The following is a 13,934-nucleotide window of genomic DNA, read 5'->3' on the forward strand; positions in this document are numbered from 1 at the left end:
CATTAAGGAAAGCAGCAAAGAATTTTGCTGCTATGGCAAACTTGGTCCATGAGCCAAGACTTCAGTTCCATGCTCGACGCCGTCGGACCTCGCCTTCGTGCGCTGCGGACCCAGCGCAACCTGACCCTTGCGGAAGCTTCGGAGGGGACCGGCATTTCGGTCAGTACGTTGTCGCGGCTTGAGTCCGGGCAACGAAAGCCCACCCTTGAACTTTTACTCCCGATAGCGCGGCTTCACCAGGTGCCCCTCGAGGAACTCATCGATTCCCCCGAAACCGGCGATCCCCGCATCCACCTCAAGCCTCATGTCCACGATTGGGGAACCGCACTCCCCCTCACGCGCCGGCCCGGCGGGATCCAAGCGTTCAAGATGGTGCTGAAAAGCGGCACTGGCAAAGAGATCCCCCAGCCGCAGTCCCACGAGGGCTACGACTGGATGTACATTCTCAACGGGAAGCTGCGGCTGGTCCTCGGCGATAACGACTTCATCCTCAAACCCGGCGAAGTAGCGGAGTTCGACACCCGGACCCCGCACTGGTTCGCCAGCGCCACGTCAGAGCCAGTGGAGCTTCTGACCCTTTTCGGCCAGCAAGGCGAGCGCATGCACGTACGGGCACGGCCAAAACGCCCGGACCAAGCTTAGGAAGCCAGGAACTCGCGCGCGCTGCGGCGCGGCGCGCTTGGGTCCGTGCCGGCGTCGGGCTGATTGATCTCCGCCCAGACTTCATCCAGGGACAGGCCCAGGACATCGGCAATCGCAGCCACGGTGGGGAAGGCGGGGGTGGCTACCCTTCCGGACTCGATCTTGCGGAGCGTCTCCGGGGAAACACGGGCATCAAGGGCGATCTCCAACATGGAGCGCGTGCCCCGTGCGCGGCGCAACAATGAGCCGAGACGTTGTCCACGCTCGGCCTCTGCGGGTGTAAGAGGCAACCTGACCATGGCTCCAATTGTAATACCGGGATAATATGGCCGGGATAGTTATTGGACTCACAACAGAAAGGCTGCTCATGATCGAGATCCTCAGCGCCAACGAACTGCTCAGGGCAAAGGCTTCGGGCGCCCTCGTGGCCAATATCCTGCACACCCTCAAGGGCCGCTGCACCGTGGGCACCAATCTCCTGGACATCGATGCATGGACCAAGGACATGATCCTGGAGGCCGGAGCCGTGTCCTGCTACGTCGACTACGCCCCGTCCTTCGGGCGCGGACCATTCGGCCACTACATCTGCACCGGCGTCAACGACGCCGTCCTCCACGGACTGCCCCGGGACTACGCACTTGCCGACGGAGACCTGCTGACCCTCGACTTGGCCGTCTCCCTGGAGGGAATCGCCGCGGACTCCGCCATCAGTTTCATCGTTGGTGACACCAAGCCCGCCGAGAGCGTGGCCATGATCGAAGCGACCGAACGCGCCTTGCGTGCCGGCATCGCAGCAGCCCGGCCGGGGGCCCGCATCGGCGATCTCTCCTACGCGATGGGGTCAGTCCTCAGCGAGGCCGGCTACCCGGTAAATACGGAATTCGGTGGCCACGGCATCGGATCGACCATGCACCAGGAGCCGCACGTTCCCAACATGGGGCGGCCCGGACGCGGCTACAAGCTGCGCCCCGGATTGCTCCTGGCACTGGAACCGTGGGTCATGGCGGATACCGCGCAGCTCGTCACGGATGCCGACGGCTGGACGCTCCGCAGCGCCACCGGGTGCAGGACGGCCCACAGCGAGCACACCATCGCCATCACCAACGATGGGGCGGAGATCCTCACCAGGCCGACCCTGGCTGCTTAGCGCCCGGACGGGGTAACCAGGGGGTCCGGCTCGCGGTCCGGCGAGGCGGCCAGCTCGCAGTCCGGCGAGACATCCCACCGGCCGTCATAAATGAGCACCGTTCATTTGCCTCTTGCGCTCCAGCGTGACACGCGCCATACTAAATGAACGCTATTCATTTAGTGACTGTCGTCTCACCGGAGTACATGCCCCCATGATTGAAATTACCTGCCTCGAAGCCCCCACTTCCCTGGCCCGCACAGCGCCCTCCACGCGGACGCCGCTGCGCGTCGGCGTCGTCCAGCACCGCTGGCATGCCGACGAAGCCGCACTCCGCGCAGAACTCTCCGAAGGCATCGAACGCGCGGCCAAGCTGGGAGCCACTGTTGTTTTCCTGCCTGAGCTGACGCTCTCCCGCTACCCCGCCGACACCAAGCCGGAGAACAACCCGGCGGCAGGTATCCGCCCTTCGGACATTACCGAGGACCTCCTGACCGGCCCCACGTTCACCTTCGCCGCAGAAGCAGCCCGCAAGTTCGGCGTCTCGGTCCACGCCTCCCTGTACCAGCGTGCGGAGAACCCGGATGGCACCGACGACGGCCTCGGACTGAACACGGCCATCCTGGTTTCCCCCGCCGGAGAGCTGGTTGCCCGTACCCACAAGCTGCACATCCCCGTGACAGCCGGCTACTACGAAGACAAGTTCTTCCGTAAGGGACCGGACGCCGAGGACGCCTACGCAGTGCACGCCCCAGCCGAACTGGGCGGCGCACGCCTTGGCATGCCCACCTGCTGGGACGAGTGGTTCCCGGAGCTTGCCCGCCTGTACTCGCTGGGCGGCGCGGAAATCCTGGTCTACCCCACGGCCATCGGCTCCGAGCCGGACCACCCCGACTTCGACACCCAGCCGCTGTGGCAGCAGGTCATTGTAGGCAACGGCATCGCCAACGGCCTATTCATGATCGCACCCAACCGCTACGGCAACGAGGGCACCCTGAACTTCTACGGATCCTCCTTCATCTCCGACCCGTACGGCCGCATCCTCGTCCAGGCGCCCCGTGACGAGTCCGCCGTCCTGGTGGCAGACCTGGACCTCGACCAGCGAAAGGACTGGCTGACGCTCTTCCCGTTCCTGGCGACCCGCCGTCCGGAAACCTACGGCCGCCTCACGGAACCGGTCAACCCGGACGCTCCGCTCGGCGCGAGCTCCGCAAGCCAACAGCCCCAGGCAGTTTCCGCATGAGCGCCTGGCGCATGCCGTCGGAGACGGCACCCCAGGACCGTGTCTGGATGGCCTTCCCCACAGGCGGCTACACGCTGGGCGACACCGAGGAAGAGGCCCACGCCGCCCGCTCCACCTGGGCCGCCGTCGCGAACGCCATCCTGGAGTTCGAGCCGGTCACCATGGTTGTAGCGCCCGACGACGCCGAAACCGCCGCGCGCTACCTCGACCCTCGCGTTGAGGTACTTACCGCAGAGCTCAACGATGCCTGGATGCGGGACATTGGGCCCTCGTTCGTGCTGGATGCCAACAAGCAGCTCGGCGCCGTGGATTGGATCTTCAACGGCTGGGGTGCCCAGGACTGGGCTGCCTGGGACAAGGACTCCCTCATCGCCGCCAATGTCACGGGACGCGCCGGCGCCCAACACCTTCCTTCGGGAATCGTGAACGAGGGCGGTGGCATCCAAGTGGATGGCGAAGGCACTGTCCTGGTGACCGAAACCGTCCAGCTGGACGAGGGCCGCAATCCCGGTCTCACCAAGGCCGACATCGAAGAGGAACTGGCCCGCACCATCGGCGCCACCCATGTGGTGTGGCTCCCGAGGGGCCTGACGCGTGACTCGGAGAAGTTCGGCACCCGCGGCCATGTGGACATCGTGGCTGCCATTCCTTCGCCCGGAACCTTGCTGGTCCACTCCCAGCAGAACCCCGAACACCCGGATTACAAAGTCTCCCGGGAAATCATCGACTTCCTGCGCACCACCCATGACGCAGCAGGCCGGGAATGGAACATCATCGAAGTTCCGGCACCGGAAACCCTCACCGACGAGGAAGGGTTCGTGGACTACAGCTACATCAACCACCTCGTCGTCAATGGCGGGGTCATCGCCTGCAGTTTCAATGACCCCATGGACGAGAAAGCGCTCCGCATTCTCGCCGATGCCTACCCCGGACGCCGCGTGGTCAGTGTTGACGCGCGCGAACTCTTCGCCCGGGGCGGCGGCATCCACTGCATCACGCAGCAGCAGCCTTCGGCCATCTAGAAAGGGCCCTTCATGAGCCAGACAATCCGCAACGGTGCTTCCACAAGCACCAACGCCGCTGCAGACTCGCACGACATCAGCGGCAAGGGACTGAAGACGGGGCAGTTGGGGCTCCTCGCCGTCGTCGTTCTTGGCATTTCAACCATCGCCCCGGCGTACACCCTCACCGGTGCACTCGGCCCAACCGTGAATGAAGTCGGGCTGCAGTTGCCCGTGATCTTCCTGATCGGGTTCATTCCGATGATCCTGGTATCACTGGCCTACAGGGAGCTCAACGCAGACTCCCCGGACAGCGGCACGACGTTCACCTGGGTCACCAAAGCCTTCGGCCCCTGGGTTGGCTGGATGGGCGGCTGGGGGCTGCTCGCCGCCAACATCATCGTCCTGTCCAACCTGGCCGGCGTCGCCGTGGACTTCTTCTACCTGTTCCTGGCGCAGGCCACCGGCTCCCCCGAGCTGGCCGACCTCGCTTCGAACAAGCTCCTGAACGTCGCCACCTGTTTCGTCTTTGTGGCCCTCGCCGTCTGGATCAGCTACCGCGGCCTGCACACCACCAAGATCGTCCAGTACGGGCTGGTAGGTTTCCAGTTGCTGGTCCTGGGACTCTTTGTTGCCATGGCGTTCGCCAACTGGTCCACATCCGAGACTGCCGTTCCGTTCAGTTGGGACTGGTTCGATGTCACCAAGGTTGAGACGTTCGGTCAGATCGCGGCCGGAATCTCGTTGTCGATCTTCGTCTACTGGGGCTGGGATGTCTGCCTCACCGTGAACGAGGAAACCGCCAACGGCAAGAAGACCGCGGGTGCTGCCGGTACCCTCACCGCCGTCATCGTCCTCGGCATCTACCTGCTGGTGACCATCGCCACCATGATGTTTGCCGGCGTCGGCGATACCGGAATCGGCCTGAACAACCCTGAGAACCACGCCAACGTCTTCACGGCACTCGCATCGCCGGTCATGGGGCCGTTCGCGATCCTCATGTCATTGGCAGTGCTCTCCAGCTCGGCAGCATCCCTGCAGTCCACGTTCACCTCGCCCTCGCGGAGCCTGCTTGCCATGGCGCACTACGGCGCCCTGCCGGAGCGCTTCAGCCACATGAGCAAGAAGTTCTCGACGCCGGGCTTCGCCACCATCGCGGCCGGCGTCCTGTCCGCGGGCTTCTACGCGGTGATGCACGTGATCAGCGAGAACGTCCTGAACGACACCATCCTGGCCCTGGGCCTGATGATCTGCTTCTACTACGGGCTCACGGCCATCGCTTGCGCCTGGTACTTCCGCAACAGCGTGTTCAGCAGTGCACGCAACTTCTTCCTGCGGCTGCTCTGCCCGGTACTGGGTGGCGTGGGACTGTTCGTCGTGTTCCTCCAGACCGCCATGGACAGCTGGGATCCGGAGTTCGGCAGTGGATCGGAGATCTTCGGGGTAGGGCTCGTGTTCATCCTGGGCATCGGGATCCTGGCCCTGGGTGCCGTGGTCATGCTGATCCAGGCCCGCATGCGGCCCGGCTTCTTCCGCGGCGAAACCATCCGGAAGGACACTCCGGCGCTGGTGGTTCCCGAGTAGCCCCGCCTGTGTAACGCCGAAAACGCTGGAAAGCTGCCAGTTCGCCGGAAACTTCCGTGCGAGCTGGCAGCTTTCCCGCTATCTCGGCGTTTTACGAGGTTGCGGGCTTACCAGTGATGGGCGACGTCCACCACAAGCCGCGAACCGCCGTCGGGTCCGTCCAAGGCGAAGACCCGGAACGGAAGCCTGGCCCGGACACCCAGCCCGATGCTCGTCGTGCCCTCGAAACTGCCCGCATAGACCACTTGGCGGAACGTCTGATAGCCGGAGACGTTGGAAAGCTCCGCCTTGGCTGCCGGCAGGTACGTGGGGTTGCCCTGCTGATCATGGGAAGGTGCCGTGACCATCACTTGGAGGTCCGCATCGCCAAGGACCGGGATAGGGAAGCCGGAGGGATCCTGTGTCACCACCGGAACGTACTGCACGGAGTATCCGGCCACTTTGCCACTCACATCGATCACCAGACGGTCAAAACACGGCTGCTGTCCAGTACGCACAGCTGTGACATTGCCTGAACTCATATCCGGATCAGCTTTGGCCAGCGAGCCCCAGGTGATTCCGCAATACGGTGCGGCCGAGGCTGGCCCCGGCACTGCCAGACCGAGCCCGGCAGCTGTCAGCACAGCCGCCAAACCCGCTCCAATTTTCCTCATTTTTTGTGCCCCCTTCAGGCGAAGTTGATACTTCAACTGTAGGAGCGGATTCAGTCCATTGGACTGGTTGTGGCCGCTTCGGCGCATAACCGTTAAGGGGACGGCCAGCTGGTCACAGGAGGAATATCAAAGGCTCCGTCGGGCACCCAATACGGGCTCAATCACTTGCCATCTGCCACGTTTTCGTGATCGAAGATAACGTGATCAGCGCGTTATTCAGCCTTCACAGTCCTTGCAGAACTTAAGGCCGTTCTTTTCCAGGGCAATCTGGGAGCGGTGCCGGACAAGGAAACAGGAGCCACAAGTGAATTCATCGGACTGTTCCGGAACCACGACGACGGTCAGTTCCTCGCCCGAAAGATCGGCGCCGGGAAGGTCGATTCCTTCGGCAGTATCGACATCCTCAACATCGATAACAGCGGTCTGGGCAGCGCCGCCGCGTGACGCCTGCAAAGCCTCAAGCGATTCAGCGGGAGACTCTTCTTCGGTCTTGCGCGGAGCGTCGTAATCAGTAGCCATTGAGGGTTCGCTTTCGTTGCTGCATAGTGCCCATTCCGGCACCTCAGTGAAGGAGTTTAGGGCATACTACCCGGCAATAACGAATAGTGTGCTCAACGCAACACAACGCAGCTTCCGATGCGGTTCCTACAAGGCTTTTGGCGGCCTCCCTGCGTGGGATTGGATGGCCTGGGCACCTGCCACGGTGACGCCACTCAGGGCGGGCAACCAGGTCCAATCCGGGGCCGTGCCAAGCGATTCTTCCTCTTCAGGCGCCCGACAGTCCAAGACATAGGCTGCCTCAATCCAGCGCCCGAAGGCTTGGCCGATGCGGGTTGCCAGTGAAGTGATCATGGGCCAAAGCTATCCACGCGGGATGTGGACCCCGTTTCCGGGTGGTCACAGGTTTGTTAATTGGGGTCCCTCAGCCGACAAGCGCCTGTTCCACGATGTACTCCGCGATCGCCATGGACGAAGTAGCCCCGGGCGACGGTGCGTTCCGCACCAAGACGGTGTCCCGGCGTCGTGCGATCACAAAGTCGTCCACCAACGATCCGTCACCATTCATCGCCTGGGCGCGCACGCCCCGGGTTCCGGGGAGAACGGTGGCGCCCTCAAGCGACGGCACAAAGCGCATGGCCTCGCGGATGAACTTCCTTTTGTTCACGACGGTCTGGAATTCCCGCACAGCCGAGGGCACGTTTTGCCGGGCGAAATTCCAAAAGCCGGGGAAGAGCGCGTAATCCAGCACGTCGCGGAACCGGACGTCCTTCCAACCGTAGGATTCACGGCCGAAGGAGATGAACGCATTCGGGCCCAGCATCATTTCGCCGTCGATCCGTTTAGTGAGGTGGACTCCGAGGAAGGGATGCCTGGGGTCCGGTACCGGATAGATCAGGCCCTTCACCTGTTGGCGGGCTTCGTGGCCCAGGAGAAAGTACTGCCCAAAGAAGGGCACGATTTTCGGGGTAGCCGGCTCACCAGTCGCTTCGGCCAGGCGGTCCGATTGCAGGCCGGCGCAGGCCACCACGAGGTCAAAAAGTTCGCTGCCGTCTTGCGTTCGAACCACCACCCCCTCCGCTTGCTGTTCCAGCGCCGTGACTTCCTGCCCGAGCCGGATGGTCCCGCCCGAGGCGCGCACGTCGTCTGCGAGCGCTTTGGTGATGGCCGGGTAATCCACGATCGCCGTTTCCGGCGAGTGCAAGGCAGAAAGCCCGTCGGCGTTCGGCTCCACCTCGCGTATTTGGTCACCGTTCAACATCCGCACTCCCGGGACCCCATTGGCCGTGGCACGCGCGAAGATGGCGTTCAGGCGCTGCTGCTCCCCGGCTGTCTGCGCGATGACCAGCTTCCCGCAGGCCTCGTAGGGCAGGGCCTTTTCGGCGCAGAATTCCTGCAGCAGCTCCACTCCCCTGCGGCACAACCGTGCCTTCAGCCCGCCGGGTTCGTAGTACAGGCCGGCGTGGACCACCCCTGAATTGTGGCCGGTTTGGTGTGCGGCCAGACGGTCCTCTTTTTCGAAGATGGTGACCTGCGCGCCGTCGAGCTTGTTGGCAAGTTCCCGCGCAACCGCGACACCGATGATTCCGCCACCCACCACGGCGCATCGTTTGATCGTTCCCATGACTGGCGCTCCTCATCGTTGGGGTCGGTCCGCGTCAATGACAGCATTTCACGACCAGGGCTGGCCGGGCATGCAAAAGGGGCGGCACAGTGTGTGCCGCCCCTTTTATTTACTGCGTGACGCGCTAGGCCGTCGGCTGGTCAAAGCGCTGGCCGGCCGTGTTGGACGGCAGGAGTGCGAAGACCAGGATGGCGAGGCCGCCCACGAACGGGATGAGTCCCAGCAGGGCAAGCCAGCCGCTGAAGTTGCCGTCGTGCAGACGACGTACCAGCAGCGCGATGGACGGAATCAGGACAGCCAGGTAGAAAACACCCAGCAGGATGAAGCCCACCGTGGCACCCGGGCCGGGAACTGCAGTTCCATTGGCGGAAACGGTCGCGCCTGCACTGCCCAAAATGCCGGTCAGGATCTGCAGGACGAGGCCGACGATACCCAGTGCCAGGGCAACCCACCAGTATTCACTGCGGCTGGCCCGGCCACTGAAGGCGGCGTACTTCTTGAAGAAACGCTGGATGGCTGCGCCGATCGGGGCGCCATAGTAGGGAGCCCACAGCGGCGGTTCGCCCGCCTGGGTGCCGTAGGGCTGGGTCTGTTGCGGTTGTTGCGGGTAGCTCATTGGTATATCCCCCGGTTTCGTTGTGACAATACGTACTCAGAGACGAGTCGTGCCCAATCGTAATGCCCCGGAAGCTATTTAGGCAGTTCGATGGACAAAGTTAACCCGGATTTAGCCCATTGACGGATTGTTTCGCACGTGACGCCGCCCACAAACCGACCACATTTGAGCGAGGGTTGGCGCCAAACGGGTGGGATGTGAGCGGGCGTTCGGCCCAAGCGGGTGGGATGTGAGAGAGCGTCGGGAGGGTTACTGGGCGTACTGCTTGCGGAGGTCGGTCTTACGGATCTTCCCGCTGGCGGTCCGGGGCATCTCCTCGACGAACACAACGGACTTGGGAATCTTGTACCGGGCAAGCTTCCCTTCCAGATGCGAGCGCAGCTGCTCCTCCGTCAAGGAAGTCCCTTCACGCAGCGTGACGACGGCACGGGGCACTTCTCCCCATTTCTCGTCGCTCACCCCGATGACGGCTACACTCCCCACGGCCTGCAGCTCTGCAATGGCAGCTTCGACCTCTGCGGGATAAATGTTCTCCCCGCCGGAGATGATCATGTCCTTGAGCCGGTCAGAGACGAACAGAAAGCCTTGCTCGTCCAGCGAGCCCATGTCACCTGACCGGAACCAGGTCGAGTCGGCATAGCTTTCCGCTGTGGCCTCGGGCCGGTTCCAGTATTCCTTGATGACGTTGGGGCCGGAGATCTGGATTTCGCCTACCTGGCCGGCCCCCACGACCCCGCCGAAGGGGTCGACGATTCGCACATCCGTGAAGAAGTGGGCCAATCCCGCCGAGCCGGCCTTCTCCTTGGAGGCGGAGACTGGCAGCATGGTGGCGCCCGGAGCCGTTTCGGTCATGCCGTAACACGCCGTAAATCCAATCCCGCGTTCTTCATAGGCGTCCAGTACTCGCTGCGGAACGGCGGACCCACCGCAGGTGAGCTTGTCCAGGGAGCTGAGGTCCGCCGTCGACCACTCCGGATGATCGCAGAGCATCTGGAAGGTGGTGGGGACGCCGCTGAGGGTGGTGACTTTGTGCCGGCCCACGAGCTCCAGGACGCGTGCGGGGTCGAACTTGGACTCAAGGATCACCGTGGCACCTTTGAGCAGCATCGGCAGGAGCCCCATGTCCAGGGATGCCACGTGGAAGAGCGGCGAAATCATGAGCGCTACGTCATTGCGGCCCAGGTCCATGTCCACCACGGTGTTGATGCAGTTCCATGTGATGTTGCCGTGGGTCAGCAGCGCACCCTTCGGCTTGCCTGTGGTCCCAGAGGTGTAGAGGATCATGGCGCCGTCGTCCAGGGTCACCGCTTCATCCAGCGGTGCAGCGTCGGCGCCTTCAATCACCTCCCCGTACTGTTCGACGCCGGATGGCAGCGTGGCACCGCCACTTTCAGGGCCGTCGTCGGACGCCACCACAAGACGGTGGGTTACCACTGTGTCCGCCACTGATGCCGAAGCCACCACGTCCAGGGCTTCAGCGTTGACCAGGACACGTGCGCCGCAATCCTGGAGCTGAAACTGCAGCTCCGGGGCAGCCAGGCGGGTATTGAGCGGAACGAAAATCGCCCCGAGCAGCCCGCAGGCAAAGAAGGTTTCCACGAAAGACGGGTGGTTTTCGCCGAGGTAGGCCACGCGGTCGCCCTTGGCCACTCCCCTGTCCCGGAGAGCGTTGGCCAGGCGATCGGTCCGGTTGGCGAGTTCGAGGTAACTCAGTTTCCGCTCGCCATGGATGAGCGCTGTCTGGTTTCCGGACTTGTTGCGGCGGCGGTGCAACCAGGATCCAACTCCGTTGTTGTCCATGTGGTACTCCTAACTGACCGTGGAAAGGTCGTTGTTCTTAGACTCCCGCGTCAGCAGGATGAAGACAATTGACACCAGCGACATACCGGCCAGGAAGATCACCACGGGGACGATGCTCTGGCCTGCATCCTTGTACAGGCCCGCAACGATGCCCGGGGTGAAGCCTGCGCCGATCAACGTCGCCAGCTGGTAGCCCACAGCCGCACCGGTGTAACGGTTGGTAGTGCCGAACTGCTCGGAGACGAACGCCGCAAGTGGACCGTAGAGCGAGGAATGCAGGATGAGTGCAACGGTGAAGGCCAGGAAGATCAAGGCGATACTGCCTGAGCTGAGCATTCCAAACATGGGGAACAGGTACAGGATGAACAGGGCCAGGCCAGTGACCATGACCGGGCGGCGGCCGAAACGATCGGACAAGCGCCCGCCCAACAGGACAAAGAGGATGGAGATGGCCGAAGCACCGGCGAAGGCATAGAGCACGCCCTGCTGGGGAGCGCCTTTGGACACTGCATAGGTGACCGAGAACGTGGGAAGCACCACTTGGAGGCCAAATCCGGCGGCTCCGGCAAACATGATCATGACCAGTGCTTTGGGACGCTTCAGCACTTCCACAAGGGGGACCTTGCGCTTGGTTCCCAACGCGCTTTCCTTGGCCACAGCCTCGGCGAAGATCGGGCTTTCGGAAACCCGCAGCCTCACGAACATGCCAACGATCAGCAGGACAAAGGAAAGCAGGAACGGCACCCGCCACCCCCAGGCCAGGAAGGCGTCCTGCGGAAGGGCCGAGAAGATACCCATCACCACGGTGCCCAGGACAGCGCCCGTCGGCGCACCCGCGTTCACAAAGGACGCCGCGAAGCCGCGCCGCTTCGGATCGGAGTGTTCCAGGGCCATCAGCGCAGCGCCGCCCCATTCACCGCCGACGGCGATGCCCTGGAAAACCCGCAGGATCACCAGAAGCACCGCTCCCCACGGACCGATCACGCTGGATCCCGGGATCAGGCCGATCAAGGTGGAGGCGATGCCCATCATGGCCATGGAGACGATCAACATGCCCTTGCGGCCAATCCGGTCACCGAAATGGCCGAAGATAATGCCACCCAGTGGCCGTGCGACGTAGCCCGCGGCGAACGTTGCATAAGCCGCTACTACCCCCACCCACTCGTCCGTTCCGGCGAAGAACACCTTGGGGAAGGCAACTGCTGCCGCCGTCGCGTACAACAGGAAGTCGTAGAACTCGATGGTGCTGCCCAGATAGCTGGACATGATGACCGTACGCGCTTCTTTACGCTTGGCGGCCGTGCTCGACGGTGCGAGTGCAGTGTGTCCTGACATGGCTGTTCCTTGGAAGAGGAGGGACTGTGTTGTGGAGGGTTACTTACAGAGGCTGGTTACTTACAGAAGCCGCTTACTTACAGATCCGGCTTACTTGTAGAAGCGGGCCAGGAATTCGGCGACGACGGCGGGACGCTCCTGCCCTTCGATTTCGATGGTGGCGTTGACCTTGATCTGGGCACCGCCCTTGACCTCGGTAACCTCGGCGATGCTTCCCTGCATGCGGACCTTTGAACCCACCTTGACCGGGGAAGTGAAGCGGACTTTATCGAGCCCGTAATTGACCTTCGTGGTGACGCCATCGACGTCGAACAATTCACCCCAGAACGGGATGATCAAGGACAGCGTGAGAAAACCGTGCGCGATCGGGGCGCCGAAGGGGCCGTCCTTGGCACGTTCGGGATCAACGTGGATCCACTGCTGATCGTCCGTGGCGTCGGCGAACAGGTTGATTTGCTGTTGGGTGATTTCCCGGTAGTCGGTGGTGCCCAGGTCCTTGCCGGACATGGTGAGCAGGGTGTCGAAATCGACGACGAGATTGGGCATCTTTGCCTCCTGGTTGTTGTGTTGTATGAGCGTGGTTCAGTGGGTGAAAGCACTTTCGCCCGTGAGGGCGCGTCCGACGATCAGCGCATTGATTTCGTGGGTGCCTTCGTACGAATAGACGGCTTCGGCGTCGGCATGGAAACGCGCGACGTCGGCAGCGAGCGTGATGCCGTTGCCGCCCACGACTTCGCGGGCCAAGGCGACGGTTTCGCGCATCATGAGACTTGTCTGCATTTTTGCCAGCGCGGAATCCTGGTCCCGGTAGCTGCCCTGGGATTGTTGCTCGTTCAGCCTGACCACCAGGGACAGGGAGGCGGTGAGATTACCGAGCATCCGGGCCAGTTTCTCCTGCACCAGTTGAAAGGAAGCGAGCGTTCGGCCAAATTGTTGGCGTTCCTTCACGTAGGCCAAAGCCGCTTCGAAAGCCCCGGCCTGGATGCCCGTGGCGATCCAGGCGACATCCGAGCGCATGGCGCGCAGCATGGCTGCAACGTCCTTGAATGAGTCCACGTTGTGCAGGCGCATCGACTCGGGAACCCGGACACCGGCCAAAGTGATGTGGGCGTTCTGCATCATCCGCAGCGAGGCCTTGCCGTGGATCTTCTCCACAATGACTCCAGGCGCGTTGCGGTCCACAAGGAAGCCTTTGACTTGGCCATCGGCGACGTCCCGGGCGAAAACACACAGCACATCCGCCGTGGAGGCGCCGCCAATCCACCGTTTCGCTCCCTCCAGGATCCACGTTCCGCTGCCGGGGCCAGTGCCGCCGTCGGGATTCCCCTCAAACCTTGCGGTCGTGGCCAATCCGCCGGCGATGTCGGAGCCGTGCTCAGGTTCGGTCAGCGAGAACACGCCCTTGAGCGAAAAGTCGATTACGCCGGGCATCCATTCGCGCTGCTGTTCCTCCGAGGCGCCCACCCGGATTGCCGTCCGGAACAGGCCTGCCTGTGCGGTGTACCACGTGGCAAGGGAAGCATCGGTGCGGGCGAGCTCGAAGATCCGGAAACCGTGATAAATCCCGCGGGCGGGAGCGTCAAACGGTTCCATCAGGTTTAGGTCGATCAACGGCCCCGCCAGTTGCTCCGGGAATTCCCCGCGTTCCCAGTAATCGGCCAGGAGCGGCTTGGCTTCGGTGTCCAGGAAATCCCGCAGCCTGGCCAGCACAGCGCGCTCGTCAGGGCCCAGGAGCGCTTCGGCGTCGTACCAATCCGGCACCGGGTAAAGCCGGGCACCCACGCCGGCTTCCGTCGTCGTGCTTGTGGTCAT

General features: G+C 62.9%; 15 protein-coding genes. 5 read left to right on the forward strand and 10 right to left on the reverse strand.

The genetic code is table 11. From position 1 onward, the window contains the following. Nucleotides 1–48 precede the first annotated feature (48 nt). Nucleotides 49–642: a helix-turn-helix domain-containing protein gene (locus tag FDP28_RS17005; RefSeq protein WP_144662752.1), complete on the forward strand. Its 594-nt coding sequence runs from the start codon at nt 49–51 to the stop codon at nt 640–642. Here the strand turns inward: FDP28_RS17005 and FDP28_RS17010 are convergent. Further along, nucleotides 639–941, reverse strand: a complete 303-nt coding sequence (locus tag FDP28_RS17010; protein ID WP_144662755.1) for a helix-turn-helix domain-containing protein — start codon at nt 939–941, stop codon at nt 639–641. The two genes, FDP28_RS17005 and FDP28_RS17010, sit on opposite strands and share 4 nt — an antisense overlap. Nucleotides 942–1,009: 68 nt before the next feature. Here FDP28_RS17010 and map point away from each other — a divergent pair, with 68 nt between their 5' ends. The 4 genes from map to FDP28_RS17030 all read left to right on the forward strand — a co-directional run bounded on the left by map (nt 1,010) and on the right by FDP28_RS17030 (nt 5,596). After that, complete coding sequence (gene map, locus FDP28_RS17015) at nt 1,010–1,789, forward strand: type I methionyl aminopeptidase (protein ID WP_144662757.1); 780 nt, start codon at nt 1,010–1,012, stop codon at nt 1,787–1,789. A gap of 193 nt (nt 1,790–1,982) precedes the next feature. Continuing rightward, nucleotides 1,983–3,011, forward strand: a complete 1,029-nt coding sequence (locus FDP28_RS17020) for a nitrilase-related carbon-nitrogen hydrolase (protein ID WP_144662759.1) — start codon at nt 1,983–1,985, stop codon at nt 3,009–3,011. Further along, nucleotides 3,008–4,033 carry an agmatine deiminase family protein gene (locus tag FDP28_RS17025; RefSeq protein ID WP_144662761.1) on the forward strand — a complete coding sequence of 342 codons (1,026 nt, stop codon included), beginning with the start codon at nt 3,008–3,010 and terminating at the stop codon, nt 4,031–4,033. The genes FDP28_RS17020 and FDP28_RS17025 overlap by 4 nt, the downstream gene beginning before the upstream one ends. Nucleotides 4,034–4,045: 12 nt before the next feature. After that, nucleotides 4,046–5,596, forward strand: a complete 1,551-nt coding sequence (locus FDP28_RS17030; protein ID WP_144662763.1) for an APC family permease — start codon at nt 4,046–4,048, stop codon at nt 5,594–5,596. A gap of 107 nt (nt 5,597–5,703) precedes the next feature. Here FDP28_RS17030 and FDP28_RS17035 read toward each other — a convergent pair whose 3' ends face one another. The 9 genes from FDP28_RS17035 to FDP28_RS17075 all read right to left on the reverse strand — a co-directional run bounded on the left by FDP28_RS17035 (nt 5,704) and on the right by FDP28_RS17075 (nt 13,934). Continuing rightward, on the reverse strand, nt 5,704–6,249 hold the full coding sequence (locus tag FDP28_RS17035) for an AMIN-like domain-containing (lipo)protein (RefSeq protein WP_144662765.1): 546 nt from the start codon (nt 6,247–6,249) through the stop codon (nt 5,704–5,706). A 216-nt stretch (nt 6,250–6,465) separates the two neighbouring features. Beyond that, nucleotides 6,466–6,768, reverse strand: coding sequence for a DUF4193 domain-containing protein (locus FDP28_RS17040; RefSeq protein WP_144662767.1), 303 nt, complete (start codon nt 6,766–6,768; stop codon nt 6,466–6,468). Nucleotides 6,769–6,894: 126 nt separating this feature from the next. Continuing rightward, nucleotides 6,895–7,101: a hypothetical protein gene (locus FDP28_RS17045; RefSeq protein WP_144662769.1), complete on the reverse strand. Its 207-nt coding sequence runs from the start codon at nt 7,099–7,101 to the stop codon at nt 6,895–6,897. A gap of 70 nt (nt 7,102–7,171) precedes the next feature. Beyond that, entirely contained in the window at nt 7,172–8,371 is a 1,200-nt protein-coding gene (gene lhgO / locus FDP28_RS17050) for an L-2-hydroxyglutarate oxidase (RefSeq protein ID WP_144662771.1), read from the reverse strand. 124 nt (nt 8,372–8,495) lie between these two features. Continuing rightward, nucleotides 8,496–8,987 (reverse strand): DUF805 domain-containing protein, encoded by a 492-nt coding sequence (locus FDP28_RS17055; RefSeq protein WP_144662773.1) that lies wholly within the window; start codon nt 8,985–8,987, stop codon nt 8,496–8,498. Nucleotides 8,988–9,236: 249 nt separating this feature from the next. Then, nucleotides 9,237–10,787 carry an o-succinylbenzoate--CoA ligase gene (gene menE / locus FDP28_RS17060; RefSeq protein ID WP_144662775.1) on the reverse strand — a complete coding sequence of 517 codons (1,551 nt, stop codon included), beginning with the start codon at nt 10,785–10,787 and terminating at the stop codon, nt 9,237–9,239. A 9-nt stretch (nt 10,788–10,796) separates the two neighbouring features. Then, nucleotides 10,797–12,122 (reverse strand): MFS transporter, encoded by a 1,326-nt coding sequence (locus FDP28_RS17065; protein WP_144662777.1) that lies wholly within the window; start codon nt 12,120–12,122, stop codon nt 10,797–10,799. Nucleotides 12,123–12,212: 90 nt separating this feature from the next. Further along, nucleotides 12,213–12,668 carry a MaoC family dehydratase gene (locus tag FDP28_RS17070; protein ID WP_039239911.1) on the reverse strand — a complete coding sequence of 152 codons (456 nt, stop codon included), beginning with the start codon at nt 12,666–12,668 and terminating at the stop codon, nt 12,213–12,215. A gap of 36 nt (nt 12,669–12,704) precedes the next feature. Further along, on the reverse strand, nt 12,705–13,934 hold the full coding sequence (locus FDP28_RS17075) for an acyl-CoA dehydrogenase family protein (RefSeq protein WP_144662779.1): 1,230 nt from the start codon (nt 13,932–13,934) through the stop codon (nt 12,705–12,707).

It is taken from the genome of Paenarthrobacter nicotinovorans, from assembly GCF_007670255.1.
Taxonomy (GTDB): Bacteria; Actinomycetota; Actinomycetes; order Actinomycetales; family Micrococcaceae; genus Arthrobacter; species Arthrobacter nicotinovorans_B.

What these genes read in the sequence shown, in the direction of transcription:
- FDP28_RS17005 (WP_144662752.1), top strand. Translation starts at nt 49, where the DNA reads ATGAGCCAAGACTTCAGTTCCATGCTCGACGCCGTCGGACCTCGCCTT.
- FDP28_RS17010 (WP_144662755.1), bottom strand. Translation starts at nt 941, where the DNA reads ATGGTCAGGTTGCCTCTTACACCCGCAGAGGCCGAGCGTGGACAACGT.
- map (WP_144662757.1), top strand. Translation starts at nt 1,010, where the DNA reads ATGATCGAGATCCTCAGCGCCAACGAACTGCTCAGGGCAAAGGCTTCG.
- FDP28_RS17020 (WP_144662759.1), top strand. Translation starts at nt 1,983, where the DNA reads ATGATTGAAATTACCTGCCTCGAAGCCCCCACTTCCCTGGCCCGCACA.
- FDP28_RS17025 (WP_144662761.1), top strand. Translation starts at nt 3,008, where the DNA reads ATGAGCGCCTGGCGCATGCCGTCGGAGACGGCACCCCAGGACCGTGTC.
- FDP28_RS17030 (WP_144662763.1), top strand. Translation starts at nt 4,046, where the DNA reads ATGAGCCAGACAATCCGCAACGGTGCTTCCACAAGCACCAACGCCGCT.
- FDP28_RS17035 (WP_144662765.1), bottom strand. Translation starts at nt 6,249, where the DNA reads ATGAGGAAAATTGGAGCGGGTTTGGCGGCTGTGCTGACAGCTGCCGGG.
- FDP28_RS17040 (WP_144662767.1), bottom strand. Translation starts at nt 6,768, where the DNA reads ATGGCTACTGATTACGACGCTCCGCGCAAGACCGAAGAAGAGTCTCCC.
- FDP28_RS17045 (WP_144662769.1), bottom strand. Translation starts at nt 7,101, where the DNA reads ATGATCACTTCACTGGCAACCCGCATCGGCCAAGCCTTCGGGCGCTGG.
- lhgO (WP_144662771.1), bottom strand. Translation starts at nt 8,371, where the DNA reads ATGGGAACGATCAAACGATGCGCCGTGGTGGGTGGCGGAATCATCGGT.
- FDP28_RS17055 (WP_144662773.1), bottom strand. Translation starts at nt 8,987, where the DNA reads ATGAGCTACCCGCAACAACCGCAACAGACCCAGCCCTACGGCACCCAG.
- menE (WP_144662775.1), bottom strand. Translation starts at nt 10,787, where the DNA reads ATGGACAACAACGGAGTTGGATCCTGGTTGCACCGCCGCCGCAACAAG.
- FDP28_RS17065 (WP_144662777.1), bottom strand. Translation starts at nt 12,122, where the DNA reads ATGTCAGGACACACTGCACTCGCACCGTCGAGCACGGCCGCCAAGCGT.
- FDP28_RS17070 (WP_039239911.1), bottom strand. Translation starts at nt 12,668, where the DNA reads ATGCCCAATCTCGTCGTCGATTTCGACACCCTGCTCACCATGTCCGGC.
- FDP28_RS17075 (WP_144662779.1), bottom strand. Translation starts at nt 13,934, where the DNA reads ATGACCACAAGCACGACGACGGAAGCCGGCGTGGGTGCCCGGCTTTAC.